Source organism: Micrococcus sp. 2A, from assembly GCF_039519235.1.
Lineage (GTDB): Bacteria > Actinomycetota > Actinomycetes > Actinomycetales > Micrococcaceae > Micrococcus.
In genome coordinates this window covers 1,320,703-1,334,127 of the sequence record NZ_CP154351.1, presented here as the reverse complement: position 1 = coordinate 1,334,127, position 13,425 = coordinate 1,320,703, and the positions used below count along the sequence as shown (strand labels likewise).

General features: G+C 75.6%; 13 protein-coding genes. 3 read left to right on the top strand and 10 right to left on the bottom strand.

Annotation, left to right across the window (positions count from 1 at the left end; genetic code table 11):
• Window positions 1-5: 5 nt before the first annotated feature.
• Together pafA and AAG742_RS06195 are read right to left on the bottom strand one after the other, a co-directional pair.
• On the bottom strand, window positions 6-1,421 hold the full coding sequence (gene pafA / locus AAG742_RS06200; protein WP_248115684.1) for a Pup--protein ligase: 1,416 nt from the start codon (window positions 1,419-1,421) through the stop codon (window positions 6-8).
• Complete coding sequence (locus AAG742_RS06195) at window positions 1,421-1,621, bottom strand: ubiquitin-like protein Pup (protein WP_248115539.1); 201 nt, start codon at window positions 1,619-1,621, stop codon at window positions 1,421-1,423. The genes pafA and AAG742_RS06195 overlap by 1 nt, the downstream gene beginning before the upstream one ends.
• Window positions 1,622-1,699: 78 nt before the next feature.
• On the opposite strand from AAG742_RS06195, the gene AAG742_RS06190 reads away from it, so the two are divergent.
• Both AAG742_RS06190 and AAG742_RS06185 read left to right on the top strand, forming a co-directional pair.
• A complete protein-coding gene (locus AAG742_RS06190; RefSeq protein ID WP_298710963.1) occupies window positions 1,700-2,140 on the top strand; it encodes a pyrimidine dimer DNA glycosylase/endonuclease V in 441 nt (146 codons plus the stop codon).
• Between the two features lie 27 nt (window positions 2,141-2,167).
• Window positions 2,168-2,761, top strand: coding sequence for a cyclodeaminase/cyclohydrolase family protein (locus AAG742_RS06185; protein WP_298710960.1), 594 nt, complete (start codon window positions 2,168-2,170; stop codon window positions 2,759-2,761).
• Window positions 2,762-2,773: 12 nt separating this feature from the next.
• On the opposite strand, the gene AAG742_RS06180 is transcribed toward AAG742_RS06185, so the two are convergent.
• The 6 genes from AAG742_RS06180 to AAG742_RS06155 form a co-directional block, all read right to left on the bottom strand.
• Window positions 2,774-3,517 carry an MBL fold metallo-hydrolase gene (locus AAG742_RS06180; RefSeq protein ID WP_298710958.1) on the bottom strand — a complete coding sequence of 248 codons (744 nt, stop codon included), beginning with the start codon at window positions 3,515-3,517 and terminating at the stop codon, window positions 2,774-2,776.
• Between the two features lie 149 nt (window positions 3,518-3,666).
• Window positions 3,667-5,397, bottom strand: coding sequence for a depupylase/deamidase Dop (gene dop / locus AAG742_RS06175; RefSeq protein ID WP_298710955.1), 1,731 nt, complete (start codon window positions 5,395-5,397; stop codon window positions 3,667-3,669).
• The gene (gene arc / locus AAG742_RS06170; RefSeq protein ID WP_298710952.1) at window positions 5,394-7,154 is read right to left on the bottom strand and encodes a proteasome ATPase; all 1,761 of its coding nucleotides are present in this window, start codon (window positions 7,152-7,154) and stop codon (window positions 5,394-5,396) included. Before arc ends, dop begins: the two co-directional genes overlap by 4 nt.
• Entirely contained in the window at window positions 7,151-8,266 is a 1,116-nt protein-coding gene (locus tag AAG742_RS06165; protein ID WP_298710949.1) for a tRNA (adenine-N1)-methyltransferase, read from the bottom strand. The genes arc and AAG742_RS06165 overlap by 4 nt, the downstream gene beginning before the upstream one ends.
• Window positions 8,263-9,423 (bottom strand): site-2 protease family protein, encoded by a 1,161-nt coding sequence (locus tag AAG742_RS06160; protein WP_298710947.1) that lies wholly within the window; start codon window positions 9,421-9,423, stop codon window positions 8,263-8,265. Before AAG742_RS06160 ends, AAG742_RS06165 begins: the two co-directional genes overlap by 4 nt.
• Window positions 9,420-10,130 carry an HAD family phosphatase gene (locus tag AAG742_RS06155; RefSeq protein ID WP_248115531.1) on the bottom strand — a complete coding sequence of 237 codons (711 nt, stop codon included), beginning with the start codon at window positions 10,128-10,130 and terminating at the stop codon, window positions 9,420-9,422. The genes AAG742_RS06160 and AAG742_RS06155 overlap by 4 nt, the downstream gene beginning before the upstream one ends.
• A 116-nt stretch (window positions 10,131-10,246) precedes the next feature.
• On the opposite strand from AAG742_RS06155, the gene AAG742_RS06150 reads away from it, so the two are divergent.
• Window positions 10,247-11,206, top strand: coding sequence for a PAC2 family protein (locus tag AAG742_RS06150; RefSeq protein WP_298710944.1), 960 nt, complete (start codon window positions 10,247-10,249; stop codon window positions 11,204-11,206).
• A gap of 10 nt (window positions 11,207-11,216) precedes the next feature.
• Here the strand turns inward: AAG742_RS06150 and mshC are convergent, their stop codons facing one another.
• Complete coding sequence (mshC, locus tag AAG742_RS06145) at window positions 11,217-12,500, bottom strand: cysteine--1-D-myo-inosityl 2-amino-2-deoxy-alpha-D-glucopyranoside ligase (protein WP_298710941.1); 1,284 nt, start codon at window positions 12,498-12,500, stop codon at window positions 11,217-11,219.
• 40 nt (window positions 12,501-12,540) lie between these two features.
• A complete protein-coding gene (locus tag AAG742_RS06140) occupies window positions 12,541-13,374 on the bottom strand; it encodes an undecaprenyl-diphosphate phosphatase (protein ID WP_298710938.1) in 834 nt (277 codons plus the stop codon).
• Window positions 13,375-13,425 lie beyond the last annotated feature (51 nt).

Here is a 13,425-nt window from a genome sequence, read left to right as displayed (position 1 = left end):
TCCGGTCAGCCCGCCGCCCCCACCCGCTCGAAGAGCCGGTCGACCGCGGCCGAGGAGGTCTCGAACGGGTCCTTCGCCGAGATGGCGTGCAGCGGGTGGTCGGTGAGCTTCAGCGTGGTCCAGTCCACGGCGTAGTCCATGCCGCGCTCGCGGGCACGCGCGATGAAGTCCGCGCGCACGCGGGCACGCGTGGTCGGCGGGGCGGCGCCGACGGCGTCGCGCGCGGCGTCCTCGGGCAGCAGGCGACGCACCGTGCCGCGCTCGCGCAGGATGCGGAACAGGCCGCGGCCCTCCGTGATGTCGTGGAAGGCCAGGTCCAGCTGGGCCACGCGCGGGGAGTCCCACGCGAGGTCGTGCCGGGCGCGGTAGTCCTCGAGCACGCGCCGCTTGATCGCCCAGTCGATGCGGTCCTCGATGGGGGTGAAGTCCTGGCTGCGCACGGCCTCGAGCACCGCGCCCCACAGCTCGAGGATCTCCTCCACCCGCTCGTGGTGGGCGCCCTCGCGGTCCACGAACGCCCGGGCGCGCCCGAGGTAGTGCTCCTGCAGCTCGAGGGCCGAGGCGTCGCCCTCGCGCAGAGCGATGCGCGCGGTGCCCGTGAGGTCGTGTGAGATCTGGCGGACCGCCCTCGTGGGCTGGGCCACCACCCTGTCCCCCAGCGGGAAGCCGGCCTCGATCATCCGCAGCAGGAGGTCCGTGGCGCCGAAGCGCAGCAGGTGGGTGTGCTCGGAGAGGCTGGTGTCCCCCACGATCACGTGGAGGCGGCGGTACTCGGAGGCGTCGGCGTGCGGCTCGTCCCGGGTGTTGATGATGGGACGGGAGCGGGTGGTGGAGGAGGAGACCCCGTCCTGCACGAAGTCGGCGCGCTGGGAGAAGGCGAAGTGCGCCGTGCCCGAGCCCTCCGGCCACGTGCCGGCGGGGACCACACGGCCGGCGCCCACCAGGATCTGGCGGGAGACGAGGAAGGGCACGAGCGCCTCGGTGAGGCGGCGGTACTCGGTGCGCCGGCGGAGCAGGTAGTTCTCGTGGCTGCCGTAGGAGCTGCCCGAGGAGTCGGCGTTGTTGCGGTACAGGTAGATGCGCCCGCCGATGCCGTCCGCGGCCATGTGGTCTTCAGCCTGGGCGATGAGGTCCTGGAGGATCAGGTCACCCGCGGCGTCGGAGGCGATCAGCTCCTCGAGCGTGGAGCACTCCGCGGTGGCGTACTCGGGGTGCGAGCCGACGTCGAGGTAGAGGCGGGAGCCGTTGCGGACGAAGACGTTCGAGGACCGGCCCCACTCCACCACGGGGCGGAAGAGGTAGCGGACCACCTCCTCCGCGCTCAGGGGCCGGGCGCCGGGGTTCCAGTGCTGCACGCCGTACTCGGTCTCGAGGCCGAAGATGCGGCGGGAGCGCTCCGCGTCCGCGGGAGCGACGCCGATCACTGGCCGCCCTTCTGGACGAAGCCCTTGACGAACTCCTCGGCGTTGGACTCGAGGACGGCGTCGATCTCGTCGAGGAGGCTGTCCAGGCCGGCGTCCTGGGACGCGGGGCGGGCCTGCGCCTGGCCGGCCGAGGCGGCCGCGTCGTCGTCGCCGGCGGGGCGGGGGCCGGTCTGGTGCTGGGCCTTGTCCTGGGCCATGGTCGGTGCTCCTCGATGCGGGGACGGGATTCGCCCTCGACCCTACGCCGGACGGCGCGGGGTGTCAGGATGGTCGCCATGCGCCTCTGGACCCTGCACCCCCGCTACCTCGACCGTCAGGGCCTGACCGGCGGGTGGCGCGAGGCGCTGCTCGCCCAGGCCGTGCTGGCCGGACGGACGAAGGGCTACCAGCACCATCCCCAGCTCGAGCGGTTCCGCGCGCATCCCGACCCGCACCGCGCCGTCGGGGCGTATCTCACCGGCCTCGCGGACGAGGCCACCGCGCGCGGCTACCGCTTCGACCGCTCCCGGATCGACCATCCGGGGACGGACGCCGTGGAGCCCGTCCCCGTGACCGCCGGCCAGCGGGACTACGAGTGGGAGCACCTGCGGGCCAAGCTCGCCGCCCGCAGCCCCGAGTGGCTCGCCCGCTGGGAGGACGTGGCGGTCCCCGACGTCCACCCGCTCTTCACGGTCCGCCCGGGCCCCCTCGAGGGGTGGGAGCGACCCCTGGGCTGAACGCCCTCGGGCTGGGAGGATGTCCGCATGATCCGCCACGAGAGCATCGAGGACTACCTGACCCGCCTGGCCTCCGGGGAGCCCACCCCCGGCGGCGGCGCCACCGGGGCGCTCGCCGTCGCCGAGGGGGTCGGACTGATCTGCATGGCCGCCCGCTTCTCCGAGCGGGAGGATCTCGCGGCGGAGGGCGAGAAGGTCATCGGCGCCTGCCTGCGCCTCTCGGACGCGGACGAGCGCGGCTTCGCGGCCGTCGCCGACGCCTACGGGCTCCCCCAGGACACGCCCGAGCAGAAGGAGCACCGATCGGCCGCCGTCCAGGACGCGCTCGCCGAGGCCGTCCGTCCCCCGTGGGACATCGTCGACGCCGTCGCGGCCGCGCTCGACCTCGCCGAGCGCGTCCTCGCGGACGCGAACCCCCACGTCCTCTCCGACGTCGGCACCGCGCTGGGGTGCGCCCGCGCCGGGCTCACCGCCGCGGTGGTCACCCTGCTGACGGACCTGTCCCCGTTGAAGGACGAGACGCTCGCGGACGAGCTGCGCGCCGAGATCGACCGGGCGGACCGGCTCACCGAGCGCGCCGACGCGATGCTGGCGCGGGTCCGGGAGTCGATCGCGGGCTGAGCCGGGTGCGGCTCAGTGCTCGCCGACCCGGCGGGCGTGGGCGACGGCCGCCTCCGCCCCGCCCTGCCACGGGCCGCCGTGGCCGGGCAGTACCGTGTGCGCCCCCGTGGAGGCGATCGCGTCGAGGGAGGCCATCGCCTGGGCGGTGTCCTTCGTGGCTGCCGGGGCGACGATCTGCGGTCCGGTGCGCCCGGTGTACGGGTCCAGTGTCACGAGGGCGTCGGCACTGATGACGGCGTCCCGGTCGGGCAGGTGCAGGATCACGTGGCCGTCCGTGTGGCCGGGGGTGTGGATCACGTGCGGCCGCCCGGGCACGGGGGCCGGGGCGCCGGCCGCGAGGGTCCGGGTCTCCTTCACCCCCCGGACCTGGAGGGCCCCGGCCAGCGCCATGCCGCCGATCAGCGGCAGGGACCGGGGATGCAGGAGCGGGTAGAGGACGCGGCTGCTCTGGGGCTTGTAGCGGTACGGGTGGGCGGCCAGGCGCCGGTCCCCCTCGTGCACCAGCACGGGCAGCCCCCAGGCGCGCTGCGCGCGGCGGGCGAAGCCGACGTGGTCGAAGTGCCCGTGGGTGAGCACGAGCGCTCGGACCTCGTCCGGTCGGCGCCCGAGCTGTTCGAGCGCGTCCTGGAGCATGGGCCACATGCTGGGCAGCCCGGCGTCGACCACGGTGACCCCGTCCTCGTCCTCGAGGAGGTAGAGGTTGACGTTCGCGTGGGTGAGCAGGTGCACGCCGTCGGCGACGCGGGGGATGAACATGGGGGCCTCCTGAGGCGCGGGTGGTCTGGGGCGGTGCGGCGGCGGGCGGCGAACCTCCGTCGCCCGTCCGCCCGGGACGGGACGGGACGCACTCCAGCGTGTTCGCGGCGCCCCGTCGGGTCAATCGGTGACGGGCGGCCGCGCGTCCTTCACTCCCCGAAGAGCGGCACCAGCGTCGTGACCAGCTCGTCCGGGGTGGGCAGGAGCGCCGCGCCCGATCCCGCGTCCTCCCACCATCCCGGGAGATCGTCCGCGGCGCCCACGAGCGGCTCCGCGAGGCGCAGGCGGTGGAGCCGGCCCTCCTCCGCGGGCCGCAGCAGCACGGAGTCCCATGCCGCCCCGACCACCTGCGTGGCGTGGTGGCGCACCAGGTTCCCGCGCGTCCACGCCCGGGTGCTCCGCGGCGGGGCGACGACGGCGGCCGCCACCTCGGCCTCGTCGGCCAGCTCCCGCAGTGCGCCGGCGGCGACGAGGCGCCGGTGCAGGGACTTGGCGGGGCGCAGGTCGGCGTACTGCAGGTCCACCATGGCCAGGCGCGGGTCGGTCCAGTCGGCACCGGAGCGGGCGCGCATGCCCTCCAGGAGGCGCAGCTTGGCGGCCCAGTCGGCACGGTCGGCCAGGGAGAGCGGGTCGGCCGCGGCGTCGCTCAGGTCCTCGCCCCACGCGGTGAGCACCGCGGCGGTCTCGGCGTCGTCCACCCCGAAGCGGGCGCAGTGCTCCTCCGCGGCGCGGTGATAGGCCCCGAGGATCTGCAGGCCGGTCCACGCGTGCCGGACCCACGCGCCGCCGTCGACGGCCCCGTCCCCCGCCCACTCCCGCAGCGGCACGGTGGCCGTCAGCGTGGGGTCGTGGCTGATGGTCTGCAGCGCGGCCACGGGGTCGTCGAGGACGAGCCGCGGCGCGGTCCCGGCCTCGGCCGTCGCGAGCACGAGGGCGGTCATGCCCATCCGCAGCCACGTGGCGTGCTGGCTCAGGGTCGCGTCGCCGATGATCACGTGCAGGCGCCGGTACGCGTCGCGGACGGCGTGCGGCTCGTCGCGCGTGTTGACGACGGGCCGGTGGATGGTGGTCTCCAGCCCGACCTGCTCCTCGAAGTAGTCCGCGCGCTGGGAGAGCTGGAACCCGGGCTGCTCCCCCGCCTCCCCCAGGCCCACGCGGCCGGCGCCCACGAGCACCTGGCGCGCGGCGAAGAACGGGAGGAGCACGGCGGCGAGCTCGTCGAAGTCCAGGGCCCGGGCCACGAGGTAGTTCTCGTGGGCGCCGTAGGAGCGGCCCTTGCCGTCCACGTTGTTCTTGTACACGAGCACCTCGGGGTGGCCCTCCCCGGCGCCGATGTGCTCGGCGGCGGCCTGGGCGATCCGGTCGCCCGCGGCGTCCCACACCATGGCGGCGCGCGGCGAGGTGGTCTCGGGCGAGGAGTACTCGGGGTGCGCGTGGTCCACGTACCACCGCGCGCCGTTGGTGAGCACGGTGGAGAGCAGCAGGTGCACGGGCTCGCCGTCCGGGCCCACGAGCGCCTGGTCGGTGAGCTGGGAGGGGTGGGCGGCGGAGCGGGGCATGCGCCAGCCGCGCGCGTCCACCAGGGGCGATTCGCCCGTGTAGTCCCACTCTGTGCCGGCCACGGCCGAGCCCGTCCGCGTCGCCAGGTCCGCGTACGCGTTGACCAGCTCGGTGGAGAGCACGCTGTGGTGCGCACCGGGGTTGGCCGGCGCGTGGATGCCGAACTCGGTCTCCGTGCCCATCACGCGGTGCACGCCCCACCCGGCGGCGTCGCGGCGGTGCGGGGGCGCCGCCAGGTCCGCCGGGAACAGCCGCCGCTGACCCGCGAACGCGGGCGCGGCCGACGTCGAGGGGCCCGCCGGGCCCTGCCGCCCGCTCACGCCCCGGCCTCCCCCGCCGGGCCGGCCCCACGCCCGGGCCCCCGCAGCATCCTCAGGCGGGTCAGCGCCGGGCCCCGCCAGCCAGAGGTGCGCGCCCACTCGGCGGGCGCGGCCGTGGAGAGCAGGTCGGTCTGGTCCTCGAGCACGCCGTCGACGGCCTCGAGCAGGTGTGCGGCGCGCAGGCCGCGCGCGGAGGGGTCCTGGTCCGCGCCCAGCAGGTCCCGCACCGCGTGGCGCTTGGCGCGGTCCACCACGTCCGCGACCACGGCGCCCGAGACCAGGTCCGCCAGATGCAGCACGGTGACCGCGCCAGAGGCGTCCGTGAGCTCGGCCAGCGCGGTGCGGGGGCCGCGCTCGTAGAGGGCCGTGACGGCGGCGGAGATGAGCTCCTCGCGGGCGGACTCCGCGTCCCCGGCGGCGGCCGTCTCCTCCGGGTGCAGCGGCACGTCGTCCGTGAGGTGGCGCGCCATGATGTCGACGGCGCCGCGCGCGTCCGGGCGGTCGACGCGGATCTTCACGTCGAGGCGTCCGGGACGCAGGACGGCGGGGTCGATCATGTCCTCGCGGTTGGACGCGCCGATCACGATCACGTTGTCCAGGGACTCCACGCCGTCGATCTCGGCGAGCAGCTGGGGGACGATCGTGGTCTCCACGTCCGAGGAGACGCCCGCGCCGCGCGTGCGGAACAGGGACTCCATCTCGTCGAAGAACACGACCACGGGGAAGCCCGCCGCCGCCTTCTGGCGGGCGCGGTCGAAGATCACGCGGATCTGCCGCTCGGTCTCGCCCACGTACTTGTTCAGCAGCTCGGGCCCCTTGATGTTGAGGAAGTAGGAGCGCTCCCCGTCCGCCGAGCGTGCCGAGAGGGCGCGCGCGACCGCCTTGGCCAGCATGGTCTTGCCCGTGCCGGGCGGGCCGTAGAGCAGGATGCCCTTGGGCGCGCGCAGGCCGTGCTCGCGGTAGAGGTCGGGGTGCAGGAACGGGATCTCCACGGCCTCGCGGATCCGCTCGATCTGCGGGCCCAGGCCGCCGATGTCCTCGAACGAGGTGTCCGGCACCTCCTCGAGCAGGACCTCGTCCACGTCGGAGAGCGGCACCGCGCGCAGGGCCCACTCGAGGCGGGCGTCCACGGCGACGGCGTCGCCGTGGCGCAGCTCGACGCCCTCGAGCGCGGGGGCGCGCCGGACGACGCGCTCCTCGTCGGCCGCGCCGGCGAGCACGAGCCCGCCGTCCGGCAGCGCCTCCTTCACGCGCAGCAGCTGGCCCGCGTGCGTGGTCGGCCCGATGCCCACCACGGTGCTGGAGTCGTCGAGCAGCACGGTGGAGCCGGGCGCCAGGCTCTCCGGGTCCAGGAGCGGGGAGACGGCGACGCGCAGGCGGCGGCCGTTCTGCACCACGTCGGCGCCGCCGCGCACGATCGCGCCGGTCTCCACGCCGGCGTGGGGCGGGCGCGGGGCGTGCACGGCCTCGAGGGTCGCGAACGTGAAGGGCGCGTGCGTCGTGGCGTCCAGGGTCTCCTTGAGCGTGGTGATCTCCGCACGCGTGGCCTCGAGCAGCTCGACCATGCGGCGGTTGTTGCGCGCCGCGGCGTCGGTCTGCGCCTGGGCGGCGCGGCGGCGCTCGCTCAGCTGCGCGGCGTGGCGCTGCGCCGAGTCCAGCTGGTGCCGCAGGCGCTCCGCCTCGGCCTGGGACTGGCGCAGCAGCTCCTGGGCCTCCGCGAGGCGGCGGCCGTCGTCGGCCGCGGAGAGCGCGCTCACGCCTCCGGCCCTCCCGCGTCCGGCGCCGGCGTGGACGCGGGCGGCGCCACCTGCCCCGTGGACAGGTCCGGGAACGCGTCCGGGTCGCTGCCCGGGGTCTGGGCCTCCTTGGCGCGGCGGGCCATGAGCCGCGCCTCCTTCGCGGCCTTGCGGGCCTTCTTGTCCGTCACGGGCCGCTCGCCGAGGGCCTGCGGGGTCCAGCGCGACTCGTCCGAGGGCTGCCACGCCTCGACGTCCACCGCCTTGAACTCGGACACCTTGGAGCGCTTCTTCAGCAGCAGCGCCTCCTCCCCGGTCGCGAGGCGACGGGCGGTGAGGAGGAAGCCCGTGTGGGCCACCATGCGGTGGTCCGGGCGCACGGCGAGCCCGTCCAGGTGCCAGCCGCGCACGAGGGTCTCGTTGGCCTGCACCTCGGTGAACTTCCCGGAGTCGCGGATGGCCTCGGCCACGCGGGAGAGCTGGGTGGCGGTGGCCACGTAGTTCAGCCACACGCCGCCGGGGGCGAGCACGGTGGCCACGGCGTCGAGGCACTCCCACGGGGCGAGCATGTCCAGGACCACGCGGTCCACCGAGCCGGGCTCGTGGACGTGCAGCATCTCCTCCTGGGCGTCGCCGAGGTGGATCGACCACGCGGGGTGCTCGGCGCCGAAGAAGGACTCCACGTTGGCGCGCGCGATGTCCGCGAACTCCTCGCGCCGCTCATAGGAGTGGAGCCGGCCGCCGTCGCCGACGGCGCGCAGCAGCGAGCACGAGAGGGCGCCCGAGCCGACGCCGGCCTCCACCACCACCGCGCCCGGGAAGATGTCCGCCTGCTGCACGATCTGGCCGGCGTCCTTGGGGTAGACCACGGTGGCCCCGCGCGGCATGGAGAGCACGAAGTCGTTGAGGAGGGGGCGCAGCACCTGGTACTCCTGCCCCGCGGAGTTCGGCACCACCACGCCCTCGGAGCCGCCGATCAGCTCGTCGTGCCGCAGCACGCCCTGGTAGCTGTGGAACTCCCCGCCCGGAAGCAGGGTGATGGTGTTCAGGCGGCCCTTGGCGTCCTTGATCTGCACGCGCTCTCCGGCCCGCAGGGGGCCTCGTCGACTGCTCACGCCGGTGGGTTCGGTCATGCTCGGTTCTCCTTCGCAGAGGGGTCGTCCGTGGAGTGCCGCGTCGCGTGGACGGCGGCCAGGAGGGTGTCGCGCGGGAGCACGGAGGCCACGCCGTCGCGGGCGTCCGTGAGCACGCGCACGGGGAGGTCGGGCTCGCCGAGGCGGGCCACGAGGTCGGCGCCGGAGGCGGGGAGATCGGCGCGGCGCACCACGGCGCCGGGCGCGAGCGCGGTGCATGCCGCGCTCACGGGGGTGCGCTCGAGCTCGTCGGCCGGGCGGTGCACCACGGCCGTCAGGTCGAGCACGCCGCGGGGCGTGCCGGTGGCGTCCACGGCGACGGCGGCCCGGCGGCCGCCGTCGGCCAGCCGGAGCGCGTGCGCCACCGAGCCCTCGGCGGGGACGGCCACCGCGGGGATCTCGAGGGAGGCCAGCGTGAGCACGGCGAGGCGGCCGCCCCACCGCCCGCGCTCGACGGACGCGCCGGCCCCCCGCCACAGGATCACGCCCACCCACGCGAGCAGGAAGGACATCAGCAGGTCGGACCGCTGCCCGCGCAGCAGCGGGCCCGCGAGCGCGGCGCCCACCAGCAGGACAGCGATCGCGCGCCCGGACCAGCCCGCCGCCACGAGGCCGCGGTCCCGGGAGCCGGTGGAGGCCCACACGGCGGACTCGACGAGCCGGCCGCCGTCCAGGGGCATGCCCGGCAGCGCGTTGAACGCGGCCAGCAGGAGGTTGGCCCACACGGTGATGTCCAGGAGGAGCCCGGCCACGGAGGCCGTGGGCAGCGTCAGTGCGGCGAGCCACGCAAGGCCGGCCACCGCCAGGTTGGCCAGGGGCCCGGCCATCGCGGTGGCCACCGTCCCCCACGGCCCGGCCTGCGGGCCGCGGAACTGGGTGTGCCCGCCCCACAGCGTGAGCACGATCTCCTCCGCGCGGTCCCCGAAGGCCCGCCCGACGACGGCGTGGGCGATCTCGTGCGCCAGCACGGAGAGCGCGAGCAGCACGGCGTAGCCGAGGGCCACCGCGTAGGCGCCCGCCCCGAGGTGGGGCAGGGCGCGCTGGATCTGCGGCCCGAAGGTGAGGACCACGAACGCGGCCACGAGGGCCCACGTCCAGGAGAGGTAGACCGGGGCGCCCGCCGCGCGGCCGATGGGCAGGCCGGGCCGGCGGGTCATCCGGCTCCGCCTGGACGCGCGGATCGGACGGCCGCGAGGTCGGCGAGCGTCCGCCCGGCCAGGGTGTCCCACTGCACGGTCGCGGCGCCGGGGGGCAGCGGGAGCACGCTGGGCACGCCCACCGTGGGCAGGCCGGCGGCCATGGCCGCTCCCACGCCCACGGGCGAGTCCTCCACCGCCACGCAGTCGGCGGCCACGAGGCCGGGCCGCAGCTCCCCGAGGCGGGCGAGGGCCAGGGCGTAGGCCTCGGGATCGGGCTTGCCCCGCGTCACCTGGTCGCCGGCGACCACCACGGCCAGCGCCCCGCCCGGAGCGCGCTCGGCCAGCACGCGGGCCAGCGGCGCGTGGGACATGGTCACGAGCGCCCCGGGCACGCCGGCGGCCGCCTGCTCGCGCAGCAGCTCGAGGGCGCCGGGCCGCCACGGCACCCGCTCGACGACGCCGCGCGCCACCTCCGCCATGGTCCGCTCGATGATCTCGGGGACCCCGAGGCGGATCCCGGCCTCCTGCAGGTGGCGGGCGCCCACGTCCAGGGGCCGGCCCACGAGGGAGGCGGCGAGCTCGTTCGACCACGTGCCGCCGTGCTCCGTCATGAGGCGGCGCTGGGCGGCGTTCCACAGGTGCTCGGTGTCCACGAGGGTGCCGTCCATGTCCCACAGCACGGCGGCGGGCGTCTCGCGGGGAGGCAGGGGGGCGGCGTCGGGCATGCGTCCATCCTATTGGAGGGCGTCGACGGGCCGCGGGCACGGGCCGTGCGCCGCCCCTCGGGCCGCTGCGCGGCGAACCGTGACCCCCCTCGGCTCCCGTGCGTAGGGTGACGGTCATGACCGAATCCCCCGCCGCCCCCGCCGAGGACCAGCCGGACGACGCGCTCGGCGCCCTGCGCACGCACCTGACCGCCACGGTGGAGGAGCTCGAGGCCGGGCGCCGCGCCCCCACCGTCCTGCTCCTGGCGTTCCAGGGGTGGAACGACGCCGGGGAGGCGGCGACGGGCACGCTGGAGGCGCTGCGGCAGCAGTGGGACGCCGCCGAGCTGGGACGCGTGTGCGAGGGCGAGTACTACGACTACCAGGTGACCCGTCCCCACGTGCGGCGCGACGCCGACGGGCTCGGCACCCTGGAGTGGCCCGCGATCCGGCTGCACGTCGCGGCTCTCGACGCCGCGGGGCGCCCCGTGGCCGAGGAGGAGGCCCCCGCGGACGGGGTGCGCGTCCTGCTGGCCAGCGGCGTCGAGCCGAACGTGGGCTGGCGGGCCTTCACGGCCGAGCTGTTCGCGTGGGCGGCGCGGGAGCGCGTGGACGCCGTGGTGACCCTGGGCGCCCTGCTGGCGGACGTGCCCCACACGCGCCCGCTCCGGGCGCGCCCGACCTCTCCGCTCGTGGACGTGCGCGTGGCCGTCGGCGCGGAGCGGCCCACCTATGAGGGGCCCACGGGGATCGTCGGCGTGATCGGCGACGAGGCGGCCCGCCGCGGGTTGCCGAGCCTCGCGCTGTGGGGCGCCGTGCCGCACTACGTGGCCCAGGCGCCCTCCCCCAAGACGCTGCTGGGCCTCGTGGAGGCCGTCGAGGACCTGCTCCACGTCACCGTGTCCACCCACGAGCTGGAGGACGACGCCCACGCGTGGCAGCGCGGCGTGGACGAGCTCGCCGCCGAGGACCCCGACGTCGCCGCCTACGTGCGCCAGCTCGAGCAGGCGCAGGACGCCCAGGAGCTGCCGGAGGCCTCCGGCGAGGCGATCGCCCGGGAGTTCGAGCGCTACCTGCGCGGCCGGCACGGCCGCTGAGCGCGGCGGCTCAACGCAGGCGCAGGCCCAGGAGCGCGTCGGCCACCGTGGCGACGTCGAGGGGTGCGGGGGCGTCCTCTGCGGCGCCGGCGTCGCGGAGCCCGGGCAGGGAGCCGTCCGCCCACGCGTCGAGCACGCGGAGCGCGGCGGGCGCGTCGAGGTCCTCGGACAGCGCGGCGTGGGCGGCCTGCAGCACCGCCGCCCCGGCCGCGGCGTGGGGGCCGTCGAGGGCGGCGCGCCACGCGGCCACGCGCTCCTGAGCGGCGGAGAGCAGGTCCTCGGACCACTCCCAGTCGCTGCGGTAGTGCTGCGAGAGGATCGCCGCGCGGATCGCGACCGGCTCCACCCCCCGGGCGCGCAGTCGAGAGACGAGCTCGAGGTTGCCGAGGGACTTGGACATCTTCTGCCCGTCGAGGGCCACCATGCCCGAGTGCACGTAGGTGTGCGCCAGGGGCTGGCCGTCCGCCGCCGTCGCGTGGGCCGCGGAGAACTCGTGGTGCGGGAAGCGCAGGTCGGAGCCGCCGCCCTGGACCGTGAACGGGGCGGGCAGGTGGGCGCGCGCGATGACGGAGCACTCGATGTGCCAGCCGGGCCGGCCGGCCCCGAGCGCGTCGGCCTCCCACGAGGGCTCGCCCGCGCGGTGCACACGCCACAGCAGGGGGTCGAGGGGGTGGCGCTTGCCGGGACGGGCCGGGTCGCCGCCGCGCTCGGGGAAGACCTCGTCCATCTGCGCCCGCGTCATCGCGCTCACGGAGCCCAGCGTCCAGCCCCCCGCGGCCTGCGCCGCCTCGACGTCGAAGTACACGTCCCCGTCCGGGCCGCCGTCGACCCCGGGAACGCGGTAGGCGACGCCGGCGTCGAGCAGGGCCGTCACGCCGTCGACCACGAGGTCGATCGCCTCGGTGGCGCCCACGTAGTGGTCCGGCGCGAGGACGTTGAGCGCGGCCATGTCCGCGCGGAACAGGTCCGTCTGCTCACGGGCGAGGTCCCGCCAGTCGACGCCCGTGGCGGCGGCGCGCTCGAGGAGCGGATCGTCCACGTCGGTCACGTTCTGCGTGTAGGCCACCTCGATCCCGCACGCGCGCCAGTACCGCTGCAGCAGGTCGAAGGCGACGTAGGTGGTGGCGTGGCCCAGGTGCGTGGCGTCGTAGGGGGTGATGCCGCACACGTACAGGGAGGCGTGCCCGGCGTCGTTGCCGGGGTGGCGCAGGCCCTGCGTGGCCGTGTCGAGGACCCGCAGTCGGTCCGGCTGGGCGGGCAGGGCGGGCGGGGCGGGGGTGCTCCAGGACTTCACGGTGCTCCTCGGGGACGGCGACGACGGGCGGGCGCGCGGCTCAGGCGGAGATCAGCCCGGTGCCGAGCATCGCGTAGAGGGCGAGGCCGAGGGCCACGCGGTACCACACGAACGGCATGTACGAGTTGGTGGAGATGAACTTCATGAGCCAGGCGATCACCGAGTAGCCCACCACGAACGCGATCACGGTGGCCACCAGCGTCTCCCCGCCGCCGTAGGGACCGGACTGGCCGGGCTCCGTGAGCGCGGAGAACAGCTTGTAGAGGCCGGAGGCGAACACGGCCGGGACGGCCAGCAGGAACGCGTAGCGGGTGGCGGCCTCGCGGGTGTAGCCCATGGCCAGGCCCGCGGTGATGGTGCCGCCCGAGCGCGAGACGCCGGGGATGAGGGCGAGCGCCTGGGCGAAGCCGAAGAGGATGCCGTCCTTGACGGTGAGCCGCTCGATGGGCGTGGTCTGACGGCCGAGGCGGTCGGCCAGCGCCAGCAGCACGCCGAACACGATCAGCATGGTGGCGGTGATCCACAGCGAGCGGAACTCCGTGTCGATCCAGCTCTCCAGGAGCAGCCCGAGGATCGCGATGGGCAGCGAGCCGAGGATGATGAGCCAGCCCATGCGGGCATCCGGGTCGCTGCGGGGCACGCGGCCGGTCAGCGAGCCGGACCATCGTCCGATGATCCGGACGATGTCCTTCCAGAAGTAGATCAGCACGGCCAGCTCGGTGCCCAGCTGGGTGATGGCGGTGAAGGCCGCGCCGGGGTCCGACGCCGAGGGCAGGAACTCCCCCACGATGCGGATGTGCGCCGAGGAGGAGATGGGCAGGAACTCCGTCAGGCCCTGCACCAGGCCCAGAATGATTGCTTCGATCCACGTCACGGTGGGTCACTGTACTGCACCGCCCAGGGAGGTCTCCCGGGGCGGTGCAGG